Origin of the sequence: Mycobacterium sp. KBS0706 (assembly GCF_005938675.2) — a bacterium.
In the GTDB taxonomy this organism is placed as follows: Bacteria; Pseudomonadota; Alphaproteobacteria; order DSM-16000; family Inquilinaceae; genus Inquilinus.
On record NZ_VCCH02000055.1, the window covers coordinates 12178 to 37558 of the forward strand.

Consider the following 25381-nt stretch of genomic DNA (forward strand, 5'->3'; position numbering starts at 1 on the left):
ATGTCCGCGAGATCCTGTCGGCGGGGACCGCGCTGATGCGCATCCTCCGCCGCTTCCTGGCCGACCGCGCCGGCCGGCTCGGCCTCGCCGGGCTGGTGCTGGTGCTGGGCATGGCACTGGCCGCCGGCTGGCTCTTCCCCGGCGACCCGCTGGCGATCGCCGGTCCGGCGCAGCTGCCGCCGTTCCAGGACCCGGCGCATTGGCTCGGCACCGACCGGCTCGGCCGCGACGTGCTGGCCGAGCTGTTCCACGGCGCCCGCGTCTCGCTGCTGGTCGGCGCTGCGGCGGCGGTGCTGGCGGTCGGCATCGGCCTCCTGGTCGGCACCACCGCCGGCTTCCTCGGCGGCTGGGTCGACGAGGCGCTGATGCGGCTGACCGAGGCGGTGCAGACCGTGCCCAGCTTCGTCCTGGCCCTGGCGCTGATCCTGGTGCTGGGCCCGTCGCTCGGCAGCATCGTCGTCGCCATCGGCCTCGGCGCCTGGCCCAGCCCCGCCCGGGTGGTGCGGGCCGAGGTCATGGCCCTGGCCCGGCGCGACTTCGTCGACGCCTATCGCTGCATGGGCATGGGCTGGGCCGAGATCGCCTTCGCCAAGCTGCTGCCCAATGCCCTGGCGCCGGTGCTGGTGCTGGCCACCGTGATCACCGCCGCCGCCATCCTGATCGAATCGGCCCTCGCCTTTCTCGGCCTCGGCGACCCGAACCGGGTCAGCTGGGGCAGCATGATCGCCGATGGCCGCGCCGTGCTGCGCAGCGCCTGGTGGCTCTCGGCCATCCCCGGCCTCGCCATCGTCGTCGCCGTGCTGTCGGTCAGCCTGATCGGCGAGGCGCTCACGGCCGCGCTCGACCCGCGGCGGAGGCGCCGGTGAGCGGCCTGCTCTCGATCCGGGGGCTCACCGTCGACTACCTCGGAGAGGGCGGGGCGGTGCGGGCCGTGGGTGGGGTCGACCTCGACCTCGCGGCCGGGGAGACGCTGGCCCTGGTCGGCGAGTCCGGCTCCGGCAAGTCGACCGTGGCGCTGGCGCCGCTCGGCCTCTTGCCGCCCGACGCCCGCATCGCCGGCTCGATCCGCCTCACGGGAACGGAGCTGCTGGGACTGCCTGAGCCGGCGCTGCGCCCGGTGCGCGGCGGCCGCATCGGCATGGTGTTCCAGGAGCCGATCACCAGCCTCAACCCGGTGCTCACCGTGGGCGAGCAGGTCCGCGAGGTGCTGGCGGCCCATGGCCTCTCTCGCGGCCGGGCGGCGCGGGCGGTGGAGCTCTTGGCCGAGGTCGGCATCGCCGATGCCGCCGCCCGGGCCGGCGCCTATCCGCACGAGCTGTCCGGCGGCATGCGCCAGCGGGCGATGATCGCCATGGCCCTGGCCGCCGACCCCGAGCTGCTGATCGCCGACGAGCCGACCACGGCGCTCGACGTCACCGTCCAGGCCCAGATCCTCGACCTGTTCCGCACCTTGCGCGACCGCCGCGGCATGGCCCTGCTGCTGGTCACCCACGACCTCGGCGTTGTCGCCGAGCTGGCCGACCGCGTCGCGGTGATGAAGGAGGGGCGGGTGGTCGAGACCGGCCCGGCCCGCCGGGTGCTGGACGATCCCCAGCACGGCTACACCAGGGAACTGCTGGCTGCGACGCTGTCGGTTGACGACGCGCCAAGATGGACGGGGGAGGGGCGATGACCGAACCCCTCCTGGTCCTCGACCATGTCGTGAAGCGCTTCGGTCGCCCACCCGACGCGGTGCAGGCCGTTGACGGTGTGTCGCTCACCGTTGCGCCGGGCGAGGTGCTGGGCCTGGTCGGCGAATCCGGCTCCGGCAAGTCCACCCTCGGCCGGCTCGCCGCCCGGCTGGCCGACCCGGATGCCGGCACGATCCGCTTCGCCGGGCAGGACGTCACCCGCCGCCAGGGCCGCGCCCTCGGGCCGCTGCGGGCGCAGATCCAGCTGGTGTTCCAGGACCCGGTCGCCTCGCTCAACCCGCGTGACACGATCGGCACGGCCGTCGAGGACCCGCTGCGCGTCGCCCGCGTCGGCCGGGCCGAGCGGCGCGACCGCGTCGCCTGGCTGCTGGACCGCGTCGGGCTCGGCCATGGCTTCGCCGATCGCTACCCGCACGAGCTGTCCGGCGGCCAGCGCCAGCGCGTCGCCATCGCCCGGGCCCTGGCGCCGCGGCCGCGGCTGGTGATCTGCGACGAGCCGGTCTCGGCGCTCGACGTCTCGGTCCGCGCCCAGGTGCTGGACCTGCTGGCCGAGCTGGGGGCCGAGCTCGGCCTCGCCTATCTGTTCATCAGCCATGACCTGGCGGTGGTGCGCCACGTCGCCGACCGGGTGGCGGTGATGCATCTCGGCCGCATCGTCGAGAGCGGGCCGACCGGCCGGGTCTGGTCCCAGCCCGGCCATCCCTACACGCGGGCGCTGCTGTCGGCCGTGCCGCGGCTGCACCCGGTGCCGGGGGCGCAGCGCATGCTGCTGCAAGGCGACCCGCCCAGCCCGCGCCGGCCACCCTCCGGCTGCCGCTTCCGCACCCGCTGCCCGCTCGCCTTCGACCGCTGCGCGCTGGAGGATCCGCCGCCGGTCGATCTCGGCGCCGGCCAGCAGGCCGCCTGCCTGATCGCCGGGGAGGGATCGTGAGCCGCTACCGCGCCCGGGTGAAGGCGAGCCATACCCCACCGCCGATCAGGCAGGCGCCGCCGGTGCGCGACACCAGTCGCACATGGCGGCGCGACAGGGCGTTGCCGGCCCGGCCGGTCAGCAGCGCGTACATGCCGTCGGACAGCGCCGCGACCACCAGGGCGGTGGCGCCCAGCAGCAGCACCTGGCTGGACTGGTCGCCGCCGGGCTGCACGAACTGGGGGATGAAGGCGCCGAAGAACAGCAGCATCTTCGGGTTGCTCAGCGCCACCAGCAAGCCCTGTAGCACGAAGCCGCCGCGCGGCGGGCGCACGGGCTCGGCCAGCGTGTCCGGGGCGCGCAGGAGCTTCCAGCCGATCCACACCAGATACGCGGCACCGGCCAGGCGCAGCCAGTCGAACCAATGGCCCATCGCCTCGACCACCGCGGCCAGACCGATGACCAGGACGCCGAGCATCAGGACCAACCCGATCTGCCCGCCGAGGATGTTCAGCAGACCGGCGCGGGTGCCGTGGGTCAGGCTGTTGGCGACGATCAACGTCACCGACGGCCCCGGGATGATCGCGACCAGGATGCAGGCGGCGATATAGGCGAGATAGATCTCGATGGTCATGGACTCCTATCCCTTCGGCTTGGTGGCCATCGCCTGCTCGGCGATGATGCCCATCGAGGCGGCGGCGCCGCCCAGCGACCAACCGCCGTCCACCGGCAGCACCGCGCCGGTGATGAAGGCGGCGAGGGGGGAGGACAGCAGGCGGCAGGCGGCAGCGACGTCCTCGGCCACGCCCATCCGGCCCAGCGGCACGCTGCGCTGGACCAAAGCGCGGGCCTGCGGCGTCGGCGCCAGCCGGGCCATGCCCTCGGTCCCGTCGATCGGCCCCGGGATCACGGAGTTGATGCGGATGCCGTCGCGGCCCCACTCCATCGCCAGCACCCGGGTCAGCATGTCGACCCCGGCCTTGGCGGCGCAGACATGAGCCTGCATCGCCATCGGCGCCTCGGCCTGCGGCGCCGAGATGTTGATCACCGAAGCGCCCGGCTTGCGCAGGAACGGGTGGGCGGCGCGCAGCACGTGGAAGCTGCCCAAGAGGTCGATGTCGACCACCGACTTGAAGCCGTTCGCCGACATGCCCAGCGCCGGGGCCGGGAAGTTCCCCGCCGCGCCCGAGACCAGCACGTCGAGATCGCCCCAGGCGTCATGCGCGGCCTGCAGCGCCGCCTCGGTGGCGGCGTAGTCGCGCACGTCGGCGGCCGTGCCCATGGCCTCGGCGCCCACCTCTCGCAGCCGGGCCACGGCGGCGTCGACCTTCTCGGCGCTGCGGCTCATCACCGCCACCCGCGCCCCGGCCCGGGCGAAGCCCAGCGCGATGCCGAGATTGATGCCGCTGGTGCCGCCGGCGACGAACACCGCCTTGCCGGCGAAGTCGATGGTCTCGGCCATGGTCCGGCTCCCTCAGTGCGCCTCGGCCCAGCTGCGGCCGATGCCGGCCTCAGCGATCAAAGGCACCTCGAGCGTCGCGGCCGACTGCATCACCTGCTGCGCCAGCTCGGCGGTGCGCTGGGCCTCGTCCTCCGGCGCCTCGAACAGCAGCTCGTCATGCACCTGCAGCAGCATCCGGGCCTTCAGCCCCTCCGCCGCCAGCGCATGCGGCAGCCGGCCCATGGCGCGCTTGATGATGTCGGCCGCGGTGCCCTGGATCGGGGCGTTGATCGCCTGGCGCTCGGCGAAGGCGCGGCGGGCCGGGTTCGGGTCCTTGATCCCCGGCACGTGGCACTTGCGGCCGAACAGGGTCTCGACCCAGCCGCGCTCGCGCGCCGTGCGTTTGGTCTCGTCCATCCAGGCCTTCAGCTCCGGCAGCCGGTCGAGATAGGCGCGGATGAAGGCGGTGGCCTCGCCTTGCGGGATGCCCAGCTGCGCCGCCAGCCCGAAGCCGGAGATGCCGTAGATGATGCCGAAGTTGATCGCCTTGGCCTTGCGCCGCGTCTCCGGCGTCATCTCCGCCAGCGGCACGTTGAACACCTGGCTCGCGGTCATGGCGTGGATGTCGGTGCCGTCGAGGAAGGCCTGCTTCAGCAGCGCGACGCCGGCGATCTGTGCCACCAGCCGCAGCTCGATCTGGCTGTAGTCGACCGAGATCAGCTTATGCCCGTCCTCCGCCACGAAGGCGTAGCGGATCTTGCGCCCCTCCTCGGTGCGGATCGGGATGTTCTGCAGGTTCGGCTCGTTCGAGGACAGCCGGCCGGTGTTTGTCGCGGCCAGCGAGAACGAGGTGTGGACCCGCTGGGTCTTCTCGTTGATCTGGGCCTGCAGCGCGTCGGTGTAGGTGCCCTTCAGCTTGGCCAGCTGGCGCCATTCCAGGATCTGCGTCGCGATCGTCTGGCCCTGCGCCGCCAGCATCTCCAGCACGCTCGAATCGGTGGAGTAGGCGCCGGTCTTGCTGCTCTTCTTGCCGCCGGCCAGGCCAAGGCGCTCGAACAGCACCTCGCCGAGCTGCTTCGGGCTGCCGACATTGAACGGGCCCTTGGCCGAGACATGGATCTCCGCCTCCAGCGCTACCATGCGCTCGGCGAATTCCATCGACAGGCGGGCCAGGGCAGCGCGATCGACCTTGATGCCCGCCATCTCCATGTCGGAGATGACGCCGACCAGCGGCCGCTCGATGGTCTCATAGACCGTGGCCATCCGCTCGCCCACCAGCCGCGGCTTCAGCAGCATGTGCAGCCTGAGCGTGATGTCGGCGTCCTCGGCGGCATAGGCCAGGGCCTTGTCGAGCGGCACCTTGTCGAAGGTGATGGCGGACTTGCCGGTGCCGCAGACCGCGGCATAGGGGATGGTGCGGTGCTGCAGGTGCAGCTCCGACAGCTCGTCCATGCCGTGGCCATGCGCGCCGCCGTCGAGCACGTAGGAGATCAGCATGGTGTCGTCCCATGGCGTGATCGGCAGGCCGACATCGGAGCGGCCCAGCACATGGGCGTCGTATTTCAGGTTGTGGCCGACCTTCAGCACCGACGGGTCGACCAGCACCGGCCCGAGGATGCGGCGGATCTCGGCCAGCGGGATCTGCTGCAGCGTCGTGCCGCCGAAGTTCAGCCCGTCGCCCTCCGGCGGCACATGGGCGACCGGGATGTAGCAGGCGCGGCCCGGCGCCACGGCCAGCGAGATGCCGCACAGCATCGCCGCCTCGGCGTCCAGCGAGTTGGTCTCGGTGTCGATCGCCAGCACCCCGGCCTCGATCGCCGCATCGGCCCAGCGCTGCAGCGCCGCCGCATCCTGCACCAGCTGGTAGTCCTGGGCGATCGCCTCGGGCTTGCCCGGCGCCGCCAGGTCAGGCTCGTCGCCGCCGGTGGTGCCCAGCTTGTCGAACGACGCCTCGACCCGGGTGATGGTCGACCGGAACTCCATCTCCTCCAGGAACCTTACCAGCTTCGACCGGTCCGGCGGGCGGGCGACGATGCCCTCCAGCCCGAACGGCACCGGCGCGTCGCTGCGCAGCGTCACCAGCTGACGGCTGATCCGCGCCTGCTCGGCATACTGGATCAGGGATTCGCGGCGCTTCGGCTGCTTGATCTCGCCGGCCCGGGCCAGCAGGGTGTCCAGGTCGCCATATTCGGTGATCAGCTGGGCCGCGGTCTTGATGCCGATGCCGGGCACGCCCGGCACGTTGTCGACGCTGTCGCCGGCCAGGGACTGCACGTCGATCACCCGGTCCGGCATGACACCGAACTTCTCCATCACCTCGGCCGCGTCGATCGGCTTGTTCTTCAGCGGGTCCAGCATGGTCACGCCGTCGCCGACCAGCTGCATCATGTCCTTGTCGGAGGAGACGATGACGACGCGCGACCCTTCCTCCCGCGCCATCCGGGCGTAGGTGGCGATGATGTCGTCGGCCTCGAAGCCCTCGATCTCGATGCCCGGCAGGTTGAAGGCCTCGCTGGTGGCGCGGATCAACGGGAATTGCGGGATCAGCTCCTCCGGCGGGTCGGGCCGCTGCGCCTTGTAGGCGGGGTAGATCTCCTTGCGGAAGCCGCGCTCCGACGCGTCGTAGATCACCGCCAGGTGGTCGGCGTCGAGATCGGCCAGCAGGCGGATCAGCATGTTGGTGAAGCCGTAGACGGCGTTCACCGGCAGCCCGTCCGACTTGCGCATCATCATCGGCAGCGCATGGAAGGCCCGGAAGATGTAGCCCGAGCCGTCGATCAGGTAATAGGTCTTCGGTGTGGTCGACATCGGCGGGCCCTCTCCGGACGGGAACAGAGCGCGACCATGCCGCGCCGGAGAGCGGGTGTCCACCCGGTCGGGCCTCCGCTCAAGCCGGCTGGAACAGCTCGACCACGTTGCCAGACGGGTCCTCGCACAGGATCTGTTGGCCGCCGGGGCCGGTGACGATGTCGTTGCGGAACCGGACGCCGCGCTGGCGCAGATCGGCGACCAAGGCCGGCAGGTCGTCGACCTGCAGCACGAATCGGTTCCAGCCGCCGGGCTCGGGCTTGCGGCCATCCGGCATCGGCCGGCTGGCGGATGCATTGGGGCCGGCGACCCACAGGGTCAGCCCGTCCCGCTCGAGGATCGCCATGTTGGGCCCGAACTGCTGCTGCAGTCGGAACCCCAGCTTTTCCCTATAGAACGCGACCGCCTGGTCGACGTCGTGGACGATGTACCGGACCGTTGCCATGGCATCGCCTCCCCGGTGAGTTGGGCCGAGAGGATAGCCCGGGCGGCAGGGCAGGGACAGCCCATGGCAAAATCCGATTGCACTATATAACTGGTTGCGATAGAAAATCAGAAAACAACGTCACCTGGAGGAACGCCGCCATGTCCAAGCTCGTTGTCCGCGCCTTTTCGATTTCTCTGGACGGCTACGGCGCCGCGCTGGAACAGAGCCTCGAGAACCCGTTCGGCAAGGGCGGCATGGTGCTGCCGCAATGGGCCTTTCCGACCCGCACCTTTCAGAGGATGTTCGGCAAGGAGGACGGCGAGACCGGCATCGACGAGGATTTCGCCGCCCGCAGCTTCGACAATATCGGGGCCTGGATCCTCGGCCGGAACATGTTTGGGCCGGTGCGCGGGCCCTGGCCGGACGACAGCTGGAAGGGCTGGTGGGGCGACGACCCCGTCTATCACACGCCGGTCTTCATCCTGACTCACCACGCCCGGGCGCCGCTGGTCATGCAGGGCGGCACCACCTTTCATTTCGTCACCGACGGCATCGAATCGGCTCTGCGCCAGGCGCGGGAGGCCGCGGGCGGCAAGGATGTGCGGGTCGGCGGTGGCGTCGCCACCGTCCGGCAATACCTGGCCAAGGGCCTGATCGACGAAATGCATCTGGCCCAGGCGCCCGTTCTGCTGGGCAGCGGCGAGAACCTGTTCGCCGGGCTCGACCTCGCCGCCCTGGGTTATGTCTGCACCGAACGGGTCAGCTCGTCCCGCGCCACCCACTTCACGGTGACGAAGCAGGGCTGACGCGACCTATCCCAGCAGCGCGGCCAGCACCGCGTCCAGGCGCTGGCGGCCAGCGGGGCTGGCGGTCAGGCGGTCCGAATCCTCGGTCAGGAAGCCGCCGGCGACCAGCCGGTCCAGCCGGCGGCGGTCGATCGCCCGGTCGAAGGGCAGGCCGGATTCGTCGGCGATGCGGGACTTGGCCACGCCCTCGGCCAGGCGCAGCCCCATCATCAGCATCTCGTCGCGACGGGCCTCGGGCGGCACCGCCTCGCGCTCATGCTCGGCATGGCCGGCGGCCTCGACCCGCTCCAGCCACACCTCCGGCGCCCGATGGGTGCGGGTGCCCCACTTCCCGTCGTTCAGCGTCAGCCTGCCATGCGCGCCGGGGCCGACGCCGACATAGTCGCCATAGCGCCAATAGGTCAGGTTGTGGCGCGATTCCTCACCCGGCCGGGCGTGATTCGAGATCTCGTAGCCGGGCAGGCCGGCGGCGCCCAGCACCTCGGCCGTGGCCTCGTACAGCGCCGCCTGGGTGTCCTCGTCCGGCAGCACCAGCTCGCCGCGCGAATACAGGGTGTGGAAGCGGGTGCCCTGCTCGATCGTCAGCTGATAGGCCGAGATGTGGCCGACGGCGTGGTCCAGCGCCTGGCGCAGCTCCGCCGTCCAGCCGGCCACGGTCTGGCCCGGCCGGGCGTAGATCATATCGAAGGAGAAGCGGTCGAAATGCCGGGCGGCCAGGCCGACGGCGGCCAGCGCCTCTTCCGCAGAGTGGTTGCGGCCGAGGAAGCGCAGCGACGCCTCGTCCAGCGCCTGGACGCCGAGCGACACCCGGTTCACCCCGGCGGCGCGGAAGCCGGCGAACAGTCCCGATTCGACCGAGGTCGGGTTCGCCTCCAGCGTGATCTCGACATCGGGCGCCAGGCCCCAGCGCTCGGCGGCGCGGTCGATCACCGCCGCGGCCGTGGCCGGCTGCATCAGCGACGGGGTGCCGCCGCCGAAGAAGATCGAGGTCAGCGTCCGGCCCGGCGTCAGGTCGGCGAAATGGTCCAGCTCCGCCACCAGCGCCCGGCGCCAGCGCTCATGCTCCACCTGCTCCCGGACATGCGAGTTGAAGTCGCAATACGGGCATTTCGACCGGCAGAACGGCCAATGGACGTAGAGAGCGAAACCGGGGGCGCTCATCCGCCCTCGAAGCAGCGCGCCACCAGCTTGGCGAAGGCGTCGGCGCGGTGGCTCATGCCGTGCTTCTCGGCCGACTCCATCTCTCCGAACGTCCGGTCGTGGCCGTCCGGCACGAAGATCGGGTCGTAGCCGAAGCCCTTGATCCCGCGCGCCGGCCAGACCAGCTCGCCGCGGATCTCGCCCTCGACTGTCTCGCAATGGCCGTCCGGCCAGCACAGCGACAGGGCGCAGACGAAGCGGGCGCTGCGATCCGGATTGTCGCCCAGTCTCAACCGCACCTGCTCCATGGCATAGGCGAAGTCGCGGCCGCTGCCGTCCGGCTTCTCGGCCCAGCGCGCGGAATAGATGCCCGGTTCGCCGCCGAGGCCGGTGACGGCGACGCCACTGTCGTCGGCCAGCGACGGCAGGCCGGTGGCTTCGGCGACGAAGCGGGCCTTCAGCTCGGCATTGGCGATGAAGGTCGCGCCGGTCTCCTCCGGCTCCGGCACGTCATGCTCGGCCGCCGAGGTCAGGCGCGGCACGCGGCCTTCCAGCAGGGCGGCGATCTCCGGGATCTTGCCCTTGTTGTGGCTGGCGATGACCAGGTGGTCGCCGGCGAAGCGGCGGGCGGGGGAGGCGGCGTTCGTCATGATGGGCATCAGATACGCGCGGCCGACGCTGGAATCAAAGGCGCCGGTTGGTGCACTGTGTCGTCTCCAACGCATGACGGGTGGGGACGAGGACGATGAAGGTCGCATTCCTGGGCATGGGCGTGATGGGCGCGCCGATGGCGGGGCATCTGGTCAAGGCGGGGCACGAGGTCACCGTCTTCAACCGCACCGCGGCGAAGGCCGAGGCCTGGGCCGAGCGCCATGGCGGCCAATGGGCGCCGACTCCGGCCGAGGCGGCGAAGGACGCCGCCATCGTGTTCATGTGCGTCGGCAACGACGACGACATCCGCTCCGTGGTCCAGGGGCCGGACGGCGCCTTCGCCGGCATGTCCGGCAGCGCCATCCTGGTCGACCACACCACGGCCTCGGCCGACATCGCCCGCGAGCTGGAGGCGGAGGCCGACAAGCTCGGCTTCGGCTTCGTCGATGCGCCGGTCTCGGGCGGCCAGGCCGGGGCCGAGAACGGCGTGCTGACGGTGATGTGCGGCGGGCGCGAGCCGGTCTTCGCCGTGGCCAAGCCGGTGATCGACAGCTACGCCCGCGCCTGCACCCTGATGGGCCCGGCGGGGTCCGGCCAACTGACCAAGATGGTCAACCAGATCTGCATCGCCGGGCTGGTCCAGGCCCTGGCCGAGGGGCTGAACTTCGCCCAGAAGGCCGGGCTCGACGGCAACCTGGTGCTCGACGTGATCTCCAAGGGCGCGGCGCAGAGCTGGCAGATGGAGAATCGCGGCCGCACCATGCTGCAGGGCAAGTTCGATTTCGGCTTCGCCATCGACTGGATGCGCAAGGACCTCGGCATCTGCTTCCAGGAGGCCAAGCACAACGGCGCCCGGCTGCCGGCCACGGCGCTGGTCGACCAGTTCTACGCGGCGGTCCAGGCCAAGGCCGGCGGCCGGGTCGACACCTCCAGCCTGCTGCTGGCGCTGCAGGACTGAGATGCCGTGAGCCCCGGACCATGTCGAGGTCGACCGCATGGGCCATGAGCTGGCGGTCGCCCGTGGTCCGGGGGCCCACCACTGCTGCGAGCCCATGGCGAACGATCGAACAACACTTGCGCGGAGACCCTATTTGGGAATAGGTTCATTACGCAGGAGACAGAAAATGCTTCCGTTAAATTTCGTAGTCGTCGGCGAAAGGTGCATGGTCCGGTAGCGGAATCCATCTCCGTTCGCCATGCGCCCCCGAACCCTCGTTCGGGGGCTTTTTTGTTTTCAGAGGGTGACCGATGCGCAAGGCAAGCAACCCCCCGGCCCTGGCGACACTGATCCTGATGACCGCCACCTCGACGGTGACGCTGAACATGATCGTGCCGTCACTGGCCAACATCGCGCTCGATCTCGATGCCGACTACGCCCTGGTCAGCCTCGCCCTCGGCGGCTATCTCGCGGTTACGGCTGCAGTCCAGCTCGGCGTGGGTCCGCTTGCCGACCGGATCGGCCGGCGTCCGGTGCTGCTTGCGGCGCTTGTGATCTTCACCCTCGCATCGCTTGGCTGCGCGGCAGCCCAGACCGTGTGGATGCTGCTGGCGTTCCGGATGCTGCAGGCGGCCGTGGTCTCGGGCTGTGTCCTGTCGCTCGCGATCGTTCGCGATATCACCGAGGGGGCCGAGGCCGCGCGGTTGCTGGGCCGCATCGGCATGGCGATGGCGCTTGCCCCGATGTTGGGGCCGATGCTGGGCAGCGTTCTGGACGCCGCCTTCGGATGGCGCGTGGTCTTCCTGCTGTATGCCGCGGCCGGAGCAGGGCTCTTCTGCCTGGCATGGTCGGATCTGGGCGAAACCCTCCGGCGCCCGGCTGGCGAGGGACATGACGGCAAGCGCCTGACCGCGCTGCTGCGCGAGCCGGTGTTCTGGTGCTATGCGCTGTGCACAGCCTTCTCGACGGGCGCCTTCTACATCTTTCTGGCCGGAGCGCCCCTTGTCGCCGCCGTCATTTTCGGGATCGGCACGGCAGAGCTGGGGGTGTTCGTCGGCAGCATCACCGCTGGCTTCATGACCGGCAGCTGGCTGGCAAGCCGTCTGGTCGACCGGCATCCGCCGGCAACGGTCATGCTGACGGGCCGGATCCTGGCCTGCCTGGGTCTTCTCCTTGGCCTCGCGGTGATCGCGATGGGCCATCTGACCCCGGCAATGTTTTTCGGATGCACCATCTTTGTCGGGCTGGGCAACGGCATGACAACGCCGAACAGCAATGCCGGAGCGATGTCGGTGCAGCCCCGGCTGGCGGGAAGCGCGGCCGGCATCACCGGCGCGCTGACCGTCTCGGGCGGCGCGTTGATGACGACGCTGACCGGCCTCGCATTGTCCGGCAAGCCATCGCCCATGCTGTTGCTGGGGCTGATGCTGCTGGCCTGCTTCATCGGCCTGCTGGCCGCTGCCGCGGCCATCCGACTCAGCAAGGGAGTGTCCCGCGTTCAGCCGACATAGCGGCAAACCGGTCTGCTCGCTGATGACGGTTCCGTTGCATTTTTCGACATGACCTCCTGCCTTGGGCTTATTCTCCTCTCGGGGAGGATCGCGCATGGCTTCGGATCTGTTCGATCGCCAGATGGCGATGTACACCAGCTTCCACCGCGACGGCCGCAACCGGCTGACCCATTTCTTCGGCATCCCGGCGATCATCCTGGCGGTGCTGGTCGCCCTGGCGACGGTACCGCTCGGAACCATCGGCGGCTGGCCGGCGACCCTGGCCGACCTCGTCGCGCTCCTGATCTGGCTGCTGTGGATCGCGCTCGACCTCGGGCTCGGCCTGGCCATGGCGGTGGTGGTGATCCCGGGGCTGATCATCGCCCATGCCGTGGCCAGCGGCGGCTCGGACTGGATCACATGGACCGTCGCCGGCGCGCTGTTCGTCGGCGGCTGGGCGCTGCAGCTGGTCGGCCACGCTTATGAGGGCAAGCGGCCGGCCTTCCTGTCCAACCTGTTCCAGTTGCTGATCGGCCCGATGTTCCTGATGGCCGAGACCGCCTTCGCCCTCGGCCTGCGGACCGGCCTGAAGCACCGGGTCGAGACCGCGGCGGACGCCTATTTCTCCAGGGCCGGGCGATAGACGCCGATGTCGGTGACCAGCAGCTCGTGGGACAGGTCGGCGCGGATGCGCTGGCCGAGATCGCCCTTGGCCGCCAGCGCCGCGCCGTAGGTCGAATCCAGCGCCCGGCAGACCTCGCCGGGCTTCGCGTCCGGCAGCTCGTCCGCTGCCAGCACAGACCACGCCTTGATGTCGGTTCCCAGCTTTCGGGCAGCCGTCGCGAAATCGACATAGTCGTCATCCTGCATCACCCGCGCCGGAACCGGCCGGTCCCGGCCATCGGCGATCGCGGTCAGGATGCGGTGCAGGCGCGTGACGAACAGCAGGCCGATCTCCGGCGTCGGCGCCGCCATCGCCGCGCCGCCGGACACCAGGGCCTTGCACAGATCCTCATGGCCTTGGCCGAGCGCGCGGACGATGTCGCCCTGCGCCGCGATCACGGCGGACAGGTCGGCATCCGGCGCCGACAGGATCCTGTCGCCGTCCCGCGCCTGGATCGCGACGAAGATCTTGGCCACCGCAGCCTTCACCTCGGCCGGCGGCCGCTGCGCCTTGTAGGCGGCGAGGGCCGTGCCCATCAGCGCGTCCAGGTCGGCGGGAAACCGTTCGGACAGCAGTTCGATCAGGTCGGGCGCGCCGGGGCCGGCCTCCGCATAGCCCTGGCGCATCGATTGCAGCAGCTTGGCGCGCAGTGCGGCGTCATCCTCGGCGTGCCCGGCGCCGACGATCGACAGCAGCACCAGCAGCGCTGCCGCGATCCCGGTGAAAATCCGCCCCATGTCCCCTCCCTTTGCGAGCGCTCAATCCAGATAGGTCCAGCTATCGGCGCCGTCGAATCGCCGAACCGGCACGCCCTCGATCTCGGCCGGGTCGAGCAGCCGGACATTGATCGCCACCCGTGCCGGATCCCCGGCCGGCAGCCCCTCCCAATGGGTGACGCAGCCGCAGGTCGGGCAGTGATGGAGCGCCAGGGTGCGGTCGCCCTGGATATAGGGGATCGTGGTGCCGGCGCCCTGCACGATGGCCAGCTGGTCGCGCGGGTAATAGGCCCACAGCGTGCCGAGGCGGCGGCAGATCGAGCAGTTGCAGGAGGTCAGCCGCTGCGGCCGCTCCGCGACCTGCAGCCGGACGGCGCCGCAATGGCAGGAGGCTTCGATCATCAGGTCCTCACGGGTCGGCTCGGATGCCGGGATGATCCGCTCGCCGCGCCCGGGCCGCAACTACGGCCCGACCACGCCCGGCACCTCGGCGCCGCTGGCGCAGGAGTCCAGGCCCTGGATGGCCTGCCAGAGATTGCCGGCCGCGATGCTCAGCGTCTCGTCCGGCACCGGCTTGCCGCCGCGGATCGCGGTGAAGCGCAGCGTCGCATCGTCGGCGTCGAGCGCCTCCTTCAGCGCCGGCGTCTCCTCCAGCGTGAAGCGCCACGTCGGGAAGCCCGGCGATGCGACCGGTACTGCTACAGCCTGGCCTGCGAGGTCCAGCTGCGCCGTACCGTCGGGATCGAAGCGGCGCCCAGTGAAACCGAGCACCGGGGCCGAGACGATGATCTCGATCCGGCCGCGATCGTCCCGCCGAATCCAGCTGACCTGGACCTTCTTCTGGCCGCTCCGCAGGAAGCAGACATTGCCGGGCAGCCGGTACAGCACCGGGCCGCCAGCTTCGGGCGCGTAGTCGATCAGCTTCTCGGCATGGGGCACGGTGGCCAGGTTGCGAAGCGCCGAGAGGGCATCCGCGATCGCGCCGGGAACCCCCGGCACGGGGGCGCTGATTCCCAGGAACAGGGACATGATGACCCAATGCCAGATCGAGAACGCGCCCATGGAGTCCTCCCGCCCGCGGGCCGGCAGGATTTCACGGACGCGTCCCGCAACTCAAGCGTCCGGGCGCCGCATCTGTCTGGCTTGCGCTGAGTGCGGAGTGCAGCTCCCAATTCCTCATCGTCATGGCCACGGCGCTCCGCGCCTCGCCATGACGATTTTTCTTGAGCGGCATGAGCGCTCCGAAAGGATCGGACTTAACCTTCGCCGAGCGCCGCCTTCTGGATCGCCGCCAGCTCGGCCGTGCCCTGCTCGGCCAGCACCAGCAGCGCCTCGAACTCGGCCCGGGTGAACGGGGTCTGCTCCGCCGTCGCCTGCACCTCGACCAGACCGCCCTTGCCGGTGATGACGAAGTTGGCGTCGGCCTGGGCGCTCGAATCCTCGGCGTAGTCCAGGTCCAGCACCGCCTGGCCCTGATGCAGGCCGCAGGAGATCGCGGCGACGCTGTCGGTCAGCGGCAGCGCCTTGATCTTGCGGATCTGCACCAGGTGGCGCAGCGCCAGCACCAGCGCGACATAGCCGCCGGTGATCGCGGCGGTGCGGGTGCCGCCATCGGCCTGCAGCACGTCGCAATCGACCTTGATCTGGATCTCGCCCAGCGCCTTCAGGTCGGTGACGGCGCGCAGCGACCGGCCGATTAGGCGCTGGATCTCCTGGGTTCGCCCGGTCTGCTTGCCGCGGGCGGCCTCGCGGTCGGTGCGCTGGTCGGTGGCGCGCGGCAGCATGCCGTATTCCGCCGTGACCCAGCCCTTGCCGCCGTTCTTCAGCCAGGACGGCACGCGATCATCGACCGAGGCGGTGCACAGCACATGGGTGTCGCCGAACTTCACCAGGCACGAGCCCTCGGCGTATTTGTTGACGTCGGTCTCGAGGCGGATGGCGCGCAGGGCGTCGAAGGCGCGTCCGGACGGTCGCATGGGGTCGCTTTCTGTTCTCGGCGAGGGACGCGCACGCTATCCTCGGGCGTCCTGCCCGTAAAGCCCGGCACGTTGATTCGGGTCGAACGGCCCCTACATAGCGTGGCGACGGCCATGAGCATGCTGAACGAACTCTCGACCCGATCCGGCGGCCAGGCATTCCGGGACCTCGACGAGCGCTCGCGGGAGATCTTCCGCCAGATCGTCGACGCCTATGTCCAGTCCGGGGAGCCGGTGGGCAGCCGCACCCTGTCGCGCCGGCTCGGCATGTCGCTGTCGCCGGCGACGATCCGCAACGTCATGGCGGATCTCGAGGATGCCGGCCTGCTCTTCGCCCCGCACACCTCGGCCGGGCGGATGCCGACCGATGCGGGCCTGCGCCTGTTCGTGCACGGGCTGATGCAACTCGGCGATGTCGGCGAGAGCGAGCGGGCCTCGATCGATGCGATGTGCGCCCAGGCCGGGCGCGGCGTCTCCGAGATGCTGGAGGAGGCGACCTCGGCCCTCTCCGGCCTGTCCGCCTGCGCCGGCCTCGTCCTGGCGCCGAAGACCGACCGGCCGCTGAAGCATATCGAGTTCGTCAACCTGTCGCCGGGCCGCGCCCTGGTGGTGCTGGTCACCGAGGACGGCATGGTCGAGAACCGGGTGCTCGAGGTGCCGCTCGGCCTGCCGGCCTCGACCTTCGTCCACGTCACCAATTATCTCAACGCCCGCATCGTCGGCCGCACCATCGGCGAGACCCGGACCGAGGTGCTGGGCGAGATCGAGTCGCAGAAGAGCCAGCTCGACAGCCTCGCGGCCAAGGTGGTCGCGGCCGGCCTCGCCACCTGGAGCGGCGGCGGGGGGGGCACGCTGATCGTCAAGGGCCAGTCGCGCCTGCTCAACGACGTCACCGCGCTGGACGACCTGGAGCGCATCCGCGGCCTGTTCCAGGCGCTGGAGACCAAGGAGGCGATGCTGCGGATGCTCGACGCGGCCAATGCCGCCGAGGGCGTGCAGATCTTCATCGGCGCCGAGAACGGGCTGTTCAGCCACACTGGCTGCTCGATGATCATCGCTCCGTACAAGGGCGGCGACCAGCGCGTGGTCGGCGCCGTCGGCGTGATCGGGCCGACCCGGCTGAACTATGCGCGCATTATCCCGATGGTGGATTACACCGCGAAGATGATAGGCCGTCTCCTCAGAACCAACGAGACCACGAACCAGGTAGCATGATGCACAACAAGACGATGTCCGCCGAGCCCCGCCCCGACGCGACGGAGCCGGAGACCGGGGCCGCCGGGCCCGAGGTCGAGGGTGTCGCCGAATCCGAGACCGCTGGGGTCACCGACGATGCGGCGCTGGCCGGTGCGCTCGAGCGCATCGCCGAGCTCGAGGCCGAGACCGGCAAGCTGAAGGACCAGGCGCTGCGCGCTTTGGCCGAGACCGAGAACATCCGCCGCCGGTCCGAGCGCGAGCGCGAGGACACGGCCAAATACGCCATCTCCGGCTTCGCCAAGTCGCTGCTCGACGCCGCCGACAACCTGCGCCGCGCCATCGACGCGGTGCCGGCCGGGGCGGTCGAGGCGGATGCGGCGCTGAAGACCCTGGTCGACGGCGTCGCCGCCACCGAGCGCCAGTTGCTCGCCGCCTTCGAGCGCCACGGCGTGACCCGGATCGAGCCGGTCGGCGAGACCTTCGACCCGAACTTCCACCAGGCCATGTTCGAGCTGCCGGGCACCGGCAAGCCGGCCGGCACCATCGTCCAGGTGATGCAGCCCGGCTATGTGCTGCAGGGCCGGCTGCTGCGCCCGGCCATGGTCGGCGTGGCCCGGGCTGAATGATGCGTCGGCTCGGCCTTGTCGCGCTGCTGCTGGCGGTGGCGGTCGGTGCCGCCGCCTGCGAACGGTCGGAAAAGCCGGCCAAGGGCGTCTATATGGGCGCCGGCGCCGGCGTGTCCATATCGTCCTGAGGCATCAGGAGGCACTCTCGTAGGTTGGGCTCGCCCATGGGGCGAACCCAACATCTCACCGCTGCACCAGGTTGGGTTCGCGATCCCAACCTATGATGTCGATCGCGGGTTGGGCGACACGAAACCGTCATTGAGCGCAGGTAGCCTCGCCGTCCCCCGCGGGATCGCGGTATTCTGGGGCTCGCTGTTCGAGGCGCGTGTGCATGGCCGGTCCGATCTATCGCCACCTGCTCGGCATCGGGGTGATCGCTGCCCTGGTGATCGCGCTGCTGCTGTCGGCCGGCGCTGACGGGATGGGCGTCTGGCTGGCGGTGGCCGGGGCGGTCGCGGTGGTCGGCGTCGCCGGGATCTTCGCCTGGCGCCTGCTGCGCGACCTCGATCTGCTGCGCCGCCACATCGAGGCGTCGACCGCCGAGGCGCCGGAGCGGCCGCCGCGGCCCTCGACCGAGATCGGCCAGATCCTATTCCTGCACCTGCAGCGGCTGCAGCGCCATGCCCGTGGCCGCGAGCGCAGCCTGGCGGTCGAGCTGCAGACCGCGTCGGAGATCCTGGAGGCACAGGACGACCCGATCCTGGTGCTGGCCGGCGACCGCAGTGTGCTGCGCGCCAACGGCGCCGCCGAGCGGCTGTTCGGCGACCGGCTGCTGGACCGCGACATGGCCGATGCCATCCGCCACCCGGAGATCGTCGCCGCGGTCGATGCCGTCCTCGCCGGCGGCCCGATGCTGACCGTGGCGCTGAACCTGCCGGTGCCGATCGAGCGCGAGTTCGAGGTCCGGATCCAGCGCTTCGAGCGACGTGGCGATGCCGGCGAGCGCGACTCCGGCGACCGGCCGGAACCGGCGCTGCTGGTCACCTTCTACGACCTCACCGCGACCAAGCGGGTCGAGCAGATGCGGGCCGACTTCGTCGCCAATGCCAGCCACGAGCTGCGCACGCCGCTGTCCAGCCTGATGGGCTTCATCGAGACGCTGCGCGGGCCGGCGCGCGACGACGTGGCGGCGCGCGAGCGCTTCCTCGGCATCATGCAGCAGCAGGCCGAGCGCATGTCGCGGCTGGTCAACGACCTGTTGTCGCTGTCGCGGATCGAGCTGGATGAGCATGTGCCGCCGACCGGGCGGGTCGCGGTCGGCCCGCTGCTGCAATCGGTGGCCGACGCGCTCGAGCTCAAGGCCCAGCGCAAGGCGCAGCGGCTCGAGCTCGACCTGGCGCCCGACTTGCCGCCGGTGCTCGGGGATTCGGACCAGCTGTACCAGGTGTTCCAGAACCTGGTGTCGAACGCGATCAACTACGGCAAGCAGGGCGGCGTCGTCGGCCTGTCCGCGCGGCCGGCGGCGGAGGGGCGGCGGACCAGCCTCGTCGTCAGCGTCACCGACCAGGGCGACGGCATTGCCCGCGAGCACCTGCCGCGGCTGACCGAGCGATTCTACCGGGTCGACCCGGCGCGCAGCCGCGCCGTCGGCGGCACCGGCCTGGGCCTGGCCATCGTCAAGCACATCGTCAGCCGTCACCGCGGCCGGCTGGAGATCGACAGCGAGGTCGGCCGCGGCAGCGTTTTCACCGTGCATCTGCCCGCCGCGCCAGGCGGCAAGGCGGCCGGCCGGGCCCTTCATAAAACTGTAACTGAACTGTCTTAAAAGGGACTGCGGCGGTGACTATAGCCTGCGCTCGGAACGGGGCGCTGGTCGCCTGACCGGGCGATGCCATGGGGCTCGTCCCACCACCACAGGAGATTCGCGTGAAGCTTTTTTCACGATCCATCCTTCGCAGCGCGGTGCTCGGCGCGGCGGTTGCGCTCGTGGCGGGCGCGTCCCAGGCGGCCGATATTTCCGGCGCTGGCGCGACCTTCCCCTACCCGGTCTACGCCAAGTGGGCGGATGCCTATAAGAAGGAAAGCGGCATCGGCCTGAACTACCAGTCGATCGGCTCGGGCGGCGGCATCAAGCAGATCAAGGAAAAGACCGTCACCTTCGGCGCCTCGGACATGCCGCTGAAGCCGGAGGACCTCGACGCCGCCGGCCTCGTGCAGTTTCCGATGATCATGGGCGGCGTCGTGCCGGTCGTGAACATCCCGGGCGTCGCGCCGGGCCAGCTGATCCTCAGCGGCGACCTGGTCGCGCAGATCTATCTCGGCGACATCACCGCCTGGAACGACGACAAGATCAAGGCGCTGAACCCGGGCGTCACCCTGCCGGACACCGCCATCGCCCCGGCCTATCGGTCGGACGGGTCGGGCACCAACTTCCTGTTCACGACCTATCTCTCGTCGGTGAACGCCAAGTTCAAGGACACCGTCGGCGCCAACTCCTCGGTGCAGTGGCCGGCCGGCATCGGCGCCAAGGGCAATGAGGGTGTCGCCAACACCGCCAAGCAGACCGAAGGCGCCATCGGCTACGTCGAATACGCCTACGCCAAGCAGAACAAGCTGACCTACGTCAAGCTGGTCAACAAGGACGGCAAGGCGGTCGACCCGACGATCAAGAGCTTCCAGGCCGCGGCCTCGGCCGCCGACTGGGCCAACTCCAAGGGCTACTACGTCATCCTGACCAACGAGCCGGGTGCCGAGAGCTGGCCGATCACCGGCGCCAGCTTCATCCTGATGTACAAGCAGCCGCAGGACCAGGCCGCGTCGGCCACCGCGCTGCAGTTCTTCGCCTGGGCCTACAGCCAGGACAAGCTGGCCGAGGACCTCGACTACGTGCCGATGCCGGACGCGGTGGTCGACATGGTCCACAAGACCTGGGCCGACAGCATCAAGGGCGCCGACGGCAAGCCGGTCTGGACCGCCTCGAAGTGATCGCCGGCAACGGCTGATCGATTGGGCGCCGTGCGACTCTCCGCACGGCGCCGCCTGTTTCCCAGGGCAAGGTGATCGATGGTGGACGCCACCTATCAGAAGATCGGGCCGCGGATCGACGCCCGCACCGCGCAGCGACAGCGCGCGGCGGACACCGGCTTCCGCCTGGTCACATTGTTCTTCGCCGTGCTGGTGCTGGCGATCCTCGGCGGGGTGATCCTGTCGCTGATCATCGGCGCGATGCCGGCGCTGCAGACCTTCGGCGTCGGCTTCGTCGCCAACGAAGTCTGGAACCCGGTCACCGAGAAATTCGGCGCGCTGGCGCCGATCTACGGCACGCTGGTCACCTCGCTGATCGCGATGCTGATCGGCGTCCCGGTCAGCTTCGGCATCGCCATCTTCCTGACCGAGCTGTGCCCGCCGGTGCTGAAGCGCCCGCTCGGCATCGCCATCGAGCTCCTGGCCGGCATCCCCAGCATCATCTACGGCATCTGGGGCTTCTTCGTGCTGGCGCCGATCCTGCAGCAGACGGCGCAGCCCTTCCTGATCGGCACCTTCGGCAAGCTGCCGCTGATCGGATCGCTGTTCGCCGGCCCGCCCTACGGCATCGGCATCTTCACCGCCGGCCTGATTCTGGCGATCATGGTGCTGCCCTTCATCACCTCGATCATGCGCGACGTGTTCGAGACAGTGCCGCCGCTGCTCAAGGAATCGGCCTACGGCCTGGGTGCTACGACCTGGGAGGTGGTGTTCAAGGTGGTGCTGCCCTACAGCCGCGTCGGCGTGGTCGGCGGCGTCATGCTCGGCCTCGGCCGGGCGCTGGGCGAGACCATGGCGGTGACCTTCGTCATCGGCAACGCCCACCGCATCTCGAACTCGATCCTGGCGCCGGGCACCACCATCTCGGCCTCGATCGCCAATGAATTCACCGAGGCGGTCGGCGACCTCTACACCTCGTCGCTGATCGCGCTGGGCCTCGTGCTCTTCGTCATCACCTTCATCGTCCTGGCGATCGCCAAGATCCAGCTGCTGCGGCTGCAGCGCAAGACGGGGGGCTAGGACATGCCGGTTCCAACCGCACTCTACGCCCGGCGCCGCGCCGTCAACAAAATCGCGCTCGCCATCTCGGTCGGCGCAGCCGCGTTCGGCCTCATGTGGCTGGTCTGGATCCTGGCGACGCTGGTGATCAACGGCCTCGACGCCATCTCGCCGATGCTGTTCACGGAATCGACGCCGCCTCCCCCGGGCGAGGGCGGCGGCCTGCTGAACGCCATCTACGGCAGCCTGATCATGACCGTGGTCGGCACGCTGATCGGCACTCCGATCGGCATCCTCGCTGGCACCTACCTGGCCGAGTTCGGCAAGACCAACAAGCTGGCCGAGGTGATCCGCTTCATCAACGACATCCTGCTCAGCGCGCCGTCGATCGTGATCGGCCTGTTCGTCTACGAGATCATGGTGTCGTCGATGGGCCATTTCTCGGCCTGGGCCGGCGCCGTGGCGCTGTCGATCATCGCCATGCCGGTGGTGATCCGCACCACCGAGGACATGCTGAAGCTGGTGCCGAACACCCTGCGCGAGGCCGCCGCGGCGCTGGGCTCGCCGCAGTGGAAGGTGGTGCTGATGATCTGCTACCGCGCCGCGCGCAACGGCATGATCACCGGCGTGCTGCTGGCGGTCGCCCGGATCAGCGGCGAGACGGCGCCGCTCCTGTTCACCGCCCTGAACAACCAGTTCTGGAGCACGGACATGAACGCGCCGATGGCCAACCTGCCGGTGGTCATCTTCCAGTTCGCGCTCAGCCCCTATGAGGACTGGCAGCGCCTGGCCTGGGGCGGCGCGCTTCTGATCACGGTGACGATCCTCCTTCTCAACATCATCGCCCGGGCGCTCTCCTCGCTCGGCGGCAAGCAGGGCTGACGGTCATGACAGGCAATGGTGCTCAGGTGACGGCGCTCGACGTGAACATCAATGTCGAGCGCCCGACCGATCTCGGCCGCGATCTGCGCGAGAAGATCTCGATCCGCAACCTGTCCTTCTTCTACGAGGACCATGAGGCGCTGAAGAAGATCAACCTGCCGCTGTACGAGCGCTGCGTGACCGCCTTCATCGGTCCCTCGGGCTGCGGGAAGTCGACGCTGCTGCGCATCCTGAACCGGATGTACGACCTGTATCCGAAGCAGCGCGCCGCCGGCGAGGTGCTGCTGGACGGCGAGAACATCCTCGGGCCGAAGCAGGACGTGAACCTGCTGCGGGCCCGCGTCGGCATGGTGTTCCAGAAGCCGACGCCGTTCCCGATGTCGATCTACGACAACGTCGCCTTCGGCATCCGGCTGTACGAGAAGCTGGACCAGGCCGAGATGGACAGCCGGATCGAGGCGGCGCTGCGCCGCGCTGCGCTGTGGGACGAGGTCAAGGACAAGCTGAAGAAGAGCGGCACGAGCCTGTCCGGCGGCCAGCAGCAGCGCCTGTGCATCGCCCGCACCGTGGCGATGCAGCCAGACGTGCTGCTGCTCGACGAGCCGACCTCGGCGCTCGACCCGATCTCGACCGCGAAGATCGAGGAGCTGATCGACGAGCTCAAGACCGACTACACGATCGCGATCGTCACCCACAACATGCAGCAGGCGGCCCGCGCCGCCGACTTCACCGCCTTCATGTATCTTGGCGAGCTGGTCGAGTTCGGCGAGACGTCGGAGCTGTTCACCAGCCCGAAGAACGAGCGGACGCACAGCTACATCACCGGCCGCTTCGGCTGAGCCCGGGGTCAGAAGGATCAGCGCCATGGCAAACGAACATATCGTCAAGTCCTTCGACCAGGAGCTCGAGGCCCTGCGCCGCACCATCGTGCAGATGGGCGGCCTGGCCGAAAGCCAGCTCGAGCTCGCCATCCAGGCGGTGGTGCGGCGCGACGCCGACCTCGCCGGCCGGGTGATGCGCAGCGACGAGCAGATGGACGCCTACGAGGCCTCGGTCGACGCCGCGGTGGTCCAGATCCTGGCCCTGCGCCAGCCCTTCGCCGCCGATCTGCGCGAGGTGATCTCGGCCCTGCGCATCGCCGCGGACCTGGAGCGGATCGGCGACTACGCCGCCAACATCGCCAAGCGGTCCCTGGCCCTGGCCCAGGTGCCGGTGGTCCGCCCGGTGACGACGCTGCCGCGCATGGGCCGGATGGTGCAGCAGATCATCAAGGACGTGCTCGACGCCTACACCGAGCGCGACCTGGACAAGGCACTGTCGGCCTGGCGCCAGGACGAATCGGTCGACGACCTCTACACCAGCCTGTTCCGCGAGACCCTCACCTACATGATGGAGGATCCGCGCAACATCACCCCCTGCACCCATCTCCTGTTCATCGCCAAGAACATCGAACGGATCGGCGACCACGCCACCAACATCGCCGAGCTGATCCACTTCCAGCTTACGGGCAAGCCGGTGAAGGATGCGCGGCCGAAGGGCGACTCCACCGCCTTCACCGTCGTCACCCCCGAGGCCAAGCCGGAGGAGAACGCATGAGGGCCGGCATCCAGCCGTTGGTTCTGGTGGTCGAAGACGAAGTCGACCTCGTCACCCTGCTGACCTACAACCTGGAGCGCGAAGGCTTCCGCGTCCTCGCCGCCTATGACGGCGAGGAGGCGCTGCTGCTGGCCAGCGAGCAGCGCCCGGACCTGGTGCTGCTCGACTGGATGCTGCCGCATCTCTCGGGCATCGAGGTCTGCCGGCAGCTGCGTCGCGGCGCCAAGACCCGCGACATCCCGGTGATCATGCTGACCGCGCGAGGCGAGGAGGGCGATCGCGTCCGCGGCCTCGATTCCGGCGCCGACGACTATGTCGCCAAGCCGTTCTCGACGCCGGAGCTGATGGCCCGGATCAAGGCGGTGCTGCGCCGCACCTCGCCCTCCAGCGCCGGCGACATGCTCAGCTACGCCGATCTCAGCATGGATCTCGGCGGCCACCGCGTCCGCCGCGGCAACCGCGACGTCCATCTCGGCCCGACCGAGTTCCGCCTGCTGCGCCATTTCATGCAGCATCCCGGCCGGGTGTTCAGCCGCGAGCAGCTGCTCGACATCGTCTGGGGCCACGACGTCTATGTCGAGCCGCGCACCGTCGACGTCCATATCCGCCGCCTGCGCAAGGCGCTGAACGACGACAGCGAGATCGACCTGATCCGCACCGTCCGCTCCGCCGGCTACTCGCTGGACGTCCAGGCGCAGGCCTGACGCCGGAACTCTCTGCGAAGACGGGCGGTTGTTCCGACGAACGGCGCGGAGGTGTCGCATGAGCAAGGATTCCTGGCTGTATCTCCGGTTGTGGTTCCGCTCGCCGCTGAAGGTGGCGGCCTGGGCGCCCTCCGGCCCCGCCGTGGCCCGCGCCTTCGCCCGTCATGTCGACCCGCGCTGCAAGGACCCGGTCCTGGAGCTCGGCGCCGGCAGCGGCAGCCTGACCGAAGGGCTGCTGGCGACCGGGCTGCCGCCGGAGAAGCTGGTCCTGGTCGAGAAGATGCCCGAATTCTGCGCCGTGCTGCGCCAGCGCTTCCCCGGCGTCACGGTGCTGGAGGGCGATGTCGCCGAGATCGGCGCGATGCTGGACAAGGCCGGCATCAAGCGGCTGTCCCTGGTGGCGTCCAGCCTGCCGATTATCTGGTTCCCGCTGGACCTGCAGCGACAGATCATCGACGCCGCCTTCGCCCGCATGGGCCGGTCGGGGCGCTTCCTGCAGCTGACCAACCAGATCCTGTCGCCGCTGCCGCGGCGCAAGCTGGGGCTGCAGGGCCGGATGGTCGATTTCGTCTGGCGCAACCTGCCGCCACTCGGTGCCTGGAGCTACCGCCGCCCGTCGGGCCTGCCCGACGCGGCGTGAGCGCCGGCGCACCTTCCGGAATTCCCTCGCCGTCATTGCTTCGCTACGCTCGCAATGACGGCGAGGGGCGGATGGTCTTGAGAAGGACTTGGGAAGACGAGCAAGCGGCACCGGCA

The 25381-nt window shown here is 69.7% G+C and carries 28 protein-coding genes; 18 read left to right on the forward strand and 10 right to left on the reverse strand.

Annotated features, from left to right (window positions below; translation table 11 throughout):
* Window positions 1–35 precede the first annotated feature (35 nt).
* The 3 genes from FFK22_RS25980 to FFK22_RS44530 are packed head-to-tail and all read left to right on the forward strand — an operon-like array spanning window position 36 to window position 2622.
* Window positions 36–866 (forward strand): ABC transporter permease, encoded by an 831-nt coding sequence (locus tag FFK22_RS25980; protein ID WP_138890840.1) that lies wholly within the window; start codon window positions 36–38, stop codon window positions 864–866.
* Complete coding sequence (locus tag FFK22_RS44525; RefSeq protein WP_138890841.1) at window positions 863–1672, forward strand: ABC transporter ATP-binding protein; 810 nt, start codon at window positions 863–865, stop codon at window positions 1670–1672. Before FFK22_RS25980 ends, FFK22_RS44525 begins: the two co-directional genes overlap by 4 nt.
* Window positions 1669–2622, forward strand: a complete 954-nt coding sequence (locus tag FFK22_RS44530) for an ABC transporter ATP-binding protein (protein ID WP_138890842.1) — start codon at window positions 1669–1671, stop codon at window positions 2620–2622. Before FFK22_RS44525 ends, FFK22_RS44530 begins: the two co-directional genes overlap by 4 nt.
* A gap of 4 nt (window positions 2623–2626) precedes the next feature.
* Here FFK22_RS44530 and FFK22_RS25995 read toward each other — a convergent pair whose 3' ends face one another.
* The 4 genes from FFK22_RS25995 to FFK22_RS26010 all read right to left on the reverse strand — a co-directional run bounded on the left by FFK22_RS25995 (window position 2627) and on the right by FFK22_RS26010 (window position 7295).
* Window positions 2627–3235 carry a LysE family translocator gene (locus FFK22_RS25995; protein WP_138890843.1) on the reverse strand — a complete coding sequence of 203 codons (609 nt, stop codon included), beginning with the start codon at window positions 3233–3235 and terminating at the stop codon, window positions 2627–2629.
* A 6-nt stretch (window positions 3236–3241) separates the two neighbouring features.
* Window positions 3242–4063: an SDR family oxidoreductase gene (locus FFK22_RS26000; protein WP_138890844.1), complete on the reverse strand. Its 822-nt coding sequence runs from the start codon at window positions 4061–4063 to the stop codon at window positions 3242–3244.
* Between the two features lie 12 nt (window positions 4064–4075).
* Entirely contained in the window at window positions 4076–6850 is a 2775-nt protein-coding gene (gene polA, locus FFK22_RS26005; RefSeq protein ID WP_138890845.1) for a DNA polymerase I, read from the reverse strand.
* Window positions 6851–6929: 79 nt separating this feature from the next.
* Window positions 6930–7295: a VOC family protein gene (locus FFK22_RS26010; protein WP_138890846.1), complete on the reverse strand. Its 366-nt coding sequence runs from the start codon at window positions 7293–7295 to the stop codon at window positions 6930–6932.
* Window positions 7296–7435: 140 nt separating this feature from the next.
* Here FFK22_RS26010 and FFK22_RS26015 point away from each other — a divergent pair, with 140 nt between their 5' ends.
* The gene (locus FFK22_RS26015) at window positions 7436–8083 is read left to right on the forward strand and encodes a dihydrofolate reductase family protein (RefSeq protein ID WP_138890847.1); all 648 of its coding nucleotides are present in this window, start codon (window positions 7436–7438) and stop codon (window positions 8081–8083) included.
* 6 nt (window positions 8084–8089) lie between these two features.
* Here FFK22_RS26015 and hemW read toward each other — a convergent pair whose 3' ends face one another.
* Both hemW and rdgB read right to left on the reverse strand, forming a co-directional pair.
* Window positions 8090–9244 (reverse strand): radical SAM family heme chaperone HemW, encoded by a 1155-nt coding sequence (hemW, locus tag FFK22_RS26020; RefSeq protein ID WP_138890848.1) that lies wholly within the window; start codon window positions 9242–9244, stop codon window positions 8090–8092.
* The gene (gene rdgB, locus FFK22_RS26025) at window positions 9241–9873 is read right to left on the reverse strand and encodes an RdgB/HAM1 family non-canonical purine NTP pyrophosphatase (protein ID WP_138890849.1); all 633 of its coding nucleotides are present in this window, start codon (window positions 9871–9873) and stop codon (window positions 9241–9243) included. The genes hemW and rdgB overlap by 4 nt, the downstream gene beginning before the upstream one ends.
* A gap of 95 nt (window positions 9874–9968) precedes the next feature.
* Between rdgB and FFK22_RS26030 the strand changes: the two genes are divergently transcribed.
* The 3 genes from FFK22_RS26030 (at window position 9969) to FFK22_RS26040 (ending at window position 12944) form a co-directional block, all read left to right on the forward strand.
* On the forward strand, window positions 9969–10832 hold the full coding sequence (locus FFK22_RS26030; protein WP_138890850.1) for an NAD(P)-dependent oxidoreductase: 864 nt from the start codon (window positions 9969–9971) through the stop codon (window positions 10830–10832).
* A 290-nt stretch (window positions 10833–11122) separates the two neighbouring features.
* The gene (locus tag FFK22_RS26035; RefSeq protein ID WP_138890851.1) at window positions 11123–12322 is read left to right on the forward strand and encodes a multidrug effflux MFS transporter; all 1200 of its coding nucleotides are present in this window, start codon (window positions 11123–11125) and stop codon (window positions 12320–12322) included.
* Between the two features lie 94 nt (window positions 12323–12416).
* On the forward strand, window positions 12417–12944 hold the full coding sequence (locus tag FFK22_RS26040) for a DUF962 domain-containing protein (RefSeq protein WP_138890852.1): 528 nt from the start codon (window positions 12417–12419) through the stop codon (window positions 12942–12944).
* On the opposite strand, the gene FFK22_RS26045 is transcribed toward FFK22_RS26040, so the two are convergent.
* The 4 genes from FFK22_RS26045 to rph all read right to left on the reverse strand — a co-directional run bounded on the left by FFK22_RS26045 (window position 12920) and on the right by rph (window position 15657).
* The gene (locus FFK22_RS26045; protein WP_138890853.1) at window positions 12920–13702 is read right to left on the reverse strand and encodes a hypothetical protein; all 783 of its coding nucleotides are present in this window, start codon (window positions 13700–13702) and stop codon (window positions 12920–12922) included. The genes FFK22_RS26040 and FFK22_RS26045 overlap by 25 nt on opposite strands.
* 21 nt (window positions 13703–13723) lie before the next feature.
* Window positions 13724–14083 (reverse strand): GFA family protein, encoded by a 360-nt coding sequence (locus tag FFK22_RS26050; protein WP_138890854.1) that lies wholly within the window; start codon window positions 14081–14083, stop codon window positions 13724–13726.
* Window positions 14084–14143: 60 nt separating this feature from the next.
* Entirely contained in the window at window positions 14144–14743 is a 600-nt protein-coding gene (locus FFK22_RS26055; RefSeq protein WP_138890855.1) for a hypothetical protein, read from the reverse strand.
* 194 nt (window positions 14744–14937) lie between these two features.
* Window positions 14938–15657 carry a ribonuclease PH gene (gene rph / locus FFK22_RS26060; RefSeq protein ID WP_138890856.1) on the reverse strand — a complete coding sequence of 240 codons (720 nt, stop codon included), beginning with the start codon at window positions 15655–15657 and terminating at the stop codon, window positions 14938–14940.
* Between the two features lie 114 nt (window positions 15658–15771).
* Between rph and hrcA the strand changes: the two genes are divergently transcribed.
* The 11 genes from hrcA to FFK22_RS26110 all read left to right on the forward strand — a co-directional run bounded on the left by hrcA (window position 15772) and on the right by FFK22_RS26110 (window position 25265).
* The gene (gene hrcA / locus FFK22_RS26065) at window positions 15772–16872 is read left to right on the forward strand and encodes a heat-inducible transcriptional repressor HrcA (protein ID WP_221938857.1); all 1101 of its coding nucleotides are present in this window, start codon (window positions 15772–15774) and stop codon (window positions 16870–16872) included.
* Window positions 16869–17480: a nucleotide exchange factor GrpE gene (gene grpE, locus FFK22_RS26070; protein ID WP_221938858.1), complete on the forward strand. Its 612-nt coding sequence runs from the start codon at window positions 16869–16871 to the stop codon at window positions 17478–17480. The genes hrcA and grpE overlap by 4 nt, the downstream gene beginning before the upstream one ends.
* Window positions 17477–17608: a hypothetical protein gene (locus FFK22_RS44535; protein WP_306770169.1), complete on the forward strand. Its 132-nt coding sequence runs from the start codon at window positions 17477–17479 to the stop codon at window positions 17606–17608. The genes grpE and FFK22_RS44535 overlap by 4 nt, the downstream gene beginning before the upstream one ends.
* A 203-nt stretch (window positions 17609–17811) precedes the next feature.
* Entirely contained in the window at window positions 17812–19245 is a 1434-nt protein-coding gene (locus tag FFK22_RS26075; RefSeq protein ID WP_138890857.1) for an ATP-binding protein, read from the forward strand.
* Between the two features lie 101 nt (window positions 19246–19346).
* Window positions 19347–20405: a phosphate ABC transporter substrate-binding protein PstS gene (pstS, locus tag FFK22_RS26080; protein WP_221938859.1), complete on the forward strand. Its 1059-nt coding sequence runs from the start codon at window positions 19347–19349 to the stop codon at window positions 20403–20405.
* 78 nt (window positions 20406–20483) lie between these two features.
* On the forward strand, window positions 20484–21464 hold the full coding sequence (gene pstC / locus FFK22_RS26085) for a phosphate ABC transporter permease subunit PstC (protein WP_138890859.1): 981 nt from the start codon (window positions 20484–20486) through the stop codon (window positions 21462–21464).
* A 3-nt stretch (window positions 21465–21467) separates the two neighbouring features.
* Window positions 21468–22325 carry a phosphate ABC transporter permease PstA gene (gene pstA, locus FFK22_RS26090; protein ID WP_138890860.1) on the forward strand — a complete coding sequence of 286 codons (858 nt, stop codon included), beginning with the start codon at window positions 21468–21470 and terminating at the stop codon, window positions 22323–22325.
* Between the two features lie 83 nt (window positions 22326–22408).
* A complete protein-coding gene (gene pstB, locus FFK22_RS26095; protein WP_306770170.1) occupies window positions 22409–23164 on the forward strand; it encodes a phosphate ABC transporter ATP-binding protein PstB in 756 nt (251 codons plus the stop codon).
* 25 nt (window positions 23165–23189) lie between these two features.
* The gene (phoU, locus tag FFK22_RS26100; protein ID WP_138890862.1) at window positions 23190–23921 is read left to right on the forward strand and encodes a phosphate signaling complex protein PhoU; all 732 of its coding nucleotides are present in this window, start codon (window positions 23190–23192) and stop codon (window positions 23919–23921) included.
* Entirely contained in the window at window positions 23918–24625 is a 708-nt protein-coding gene (gene phoB, locus FFK22_RS26105; RefSeq protein ID WP_138890863.1) for a phosphate regulon transcriptional regulator PhoB, read from the forward strand. Before phoU ends, phoB begins: the two co-directional genes overlap by 4 nt.
* Window positions 24626–24683: 58 nt before the next feature.
* Window positions 24684–25265 carry a class I SAM-dependent methyltransferase gene (locus tag FFK22_RS26110; RefSeq protein ID WP_138890864.1) on the forward strand — a complete coding sequence of 194 codons (582 nt, stop codon included), beginning with the start codon at window positions 24684–24686 and terminating at the stop codon, window positions 25263–25265.
* Window positions 25266–25381: the final 116 nt, after the last annotated feature.

Coding starts and splice junctions, on each gene's coding strand:
- FFK22_RS25980 (WP_138890840.1), top strand. CDS start 36: ATGCGCATCCTCCGCCGCTTCCTGGCCGACCGCGCCGGCCGGCTCGGC.
- FFK22_RS44530 (WP_138890842.1), top strand. CDS start 1,669: ATGACCGAACCCCTCCTGGTCCTCGACCATGTCGTGAAGCGCTTCGGT.
- FFK22_RS25995 (WP_138890843.1), bottom strand. CDS start 3,235: ATGACCATCGAGATCTATCTCGCCTATATCGCCGCCTGCATCCTGGTC.
- FFK22_RS26000 (WP_138890844.1), bottom strand. CDS start 4,063: ATGGCCGAGACCATCGACTTCGCCGGCAAGGCGGTGTTCGTCGCCGGC.
- polA (WP_138890845.1), bottom strand. CDS start 6,850: ATGTCGACCACACCGAAGACCTATTACCTGATCGACGGCTCGGGCTAC.
- FFK22_RS26010 (WP_138890846.1), bottom strand. CDS start 7,295: ATGGCAACGGTCCGGTACATCGTCCACGACGTCGACCAGGCGGTCGCG.
- FFK22_RS26015 (WP_138890847.1), top strand. CDS start 7,436: ATGTCCAAGCTCGTTGTCCGCGCCTTTTCGATTTCTCTGGACGGCTAC.
- hemW (WP_138890848.1), bottom strand. CDS start 9,244: ATGAGCGCCCCCGGTTTCGCTCTCTACGTCCATTGGCCGTTCTGCCGG.
- rdgB (WP_138890849.1), bottom strand. CDS start 9,873: ATGACGAACGCCGCCTCCCCCGCCCGCCGCTTCGCCGGCGACCACCTG.
- FFK22_RS26030 (WP_138890850.1), top strand. CDS start 9,969: ATGAAGGTCGCATTCCTGGGCATGGGCGTGATGGGCGCGCCGATGGCG.
- FFK22_RS26035 (WP_138890851.1), top strand. CDS start 11,123: ATGCGCAAGGCAAGCAACCCCCCGGCCCTGGCGACACTGATCCTGATG.
- FFK22_RS26040 (WP_138890852.1), top strand. CDS start 12,417: ATGGCTTCGGATCTGTTCGATCGCCAGATGGCGATGTACACCAGCTTC.
- FFK22_RS26045 (WP_138890853.1), bottom strand. CDS start 13,702: ATGGGGCGGATTTTCACCGGGATCGCGGCAGCGCTGCTGGTGCTGCTG.
- FFK22_RS26050 (WP_138890854.1), bottom strand. CDS start 14,083: ATGATCGAAGCCTCCTGCCATTGCGGCGCCGTCCGGCTGCAGGTCGCG.
- FFK22_RS26055 (WP_138890855.1), bottom strand. CDS start 14,743: ATGGGCGCGTTCTCGATCTGGCATTGGGTCATCATGTCCCTGTTCCTG.
- rph (WP_138890856.1), bottom strand. CDS start 15,657: ATGCGACCGTCCGGACGCGCCTTCGACGCCCTGCGCGCCATCCGCCTC.
- hrcA (WP_221938857.1), top strand. CDS start 15,772: ATGAGCATGCTGAACGAACTCTCGACCCGATCCGGCGGCCAGGCATTC.
- grpE (WP_221938858.1), top strand. CDS start 16,869: ATGATGCACAACAAGACGATGTCCGCCGAGCCCCGCCCCGACGCGACG.
- FFK22_RS44535 (WP_306770169.1), top strand. CDS start 17,477: ATGATGCGTCGGCTCGGCCTTGTCGCGCTGCTGCTGGCGGTGGCGGTC.
- FFK22_RS26075 (WP_138890857.1), top strand. CDS start 17,812: ATGGCCGGTCCGATCTATCGCCACCTGCTCGGCATCGGGGTGATCGCT.
- pstC (WP_138890859.1), top strand. CDS start 20,484: ATGGTGGACGCCACCTATCAGAAGATCGGGCCGCGGATCGACGCCCGC.
- pstA (WP_138890860.1), top strand. CDS start 21,468: ATGCCGGTTCCAACCGCACTCTACGCCCGGCGCCGCGCCGTCAACAAA.
- phoU (WP_138890862.1), top strand. CDS start 23,190: ATGGCAAACGAACATATCGTCAAGTCCTTCGACCAGGAGCTCGAGGCC.
- phoB (WP_138890863.1), top strand. CDS start 23,918: ATGAGGGCCGGCATCCAGCCGTTGGTTCTGGTGGTCGAAGACGAAGTC.
- FFK22_RS26110 (WP_138890864.1), top strand. CDS start 24,684: ATGAGCAAGGATTCCTGGCTGTATCTCCGGTTGTGGTTCCGCTCGCCG.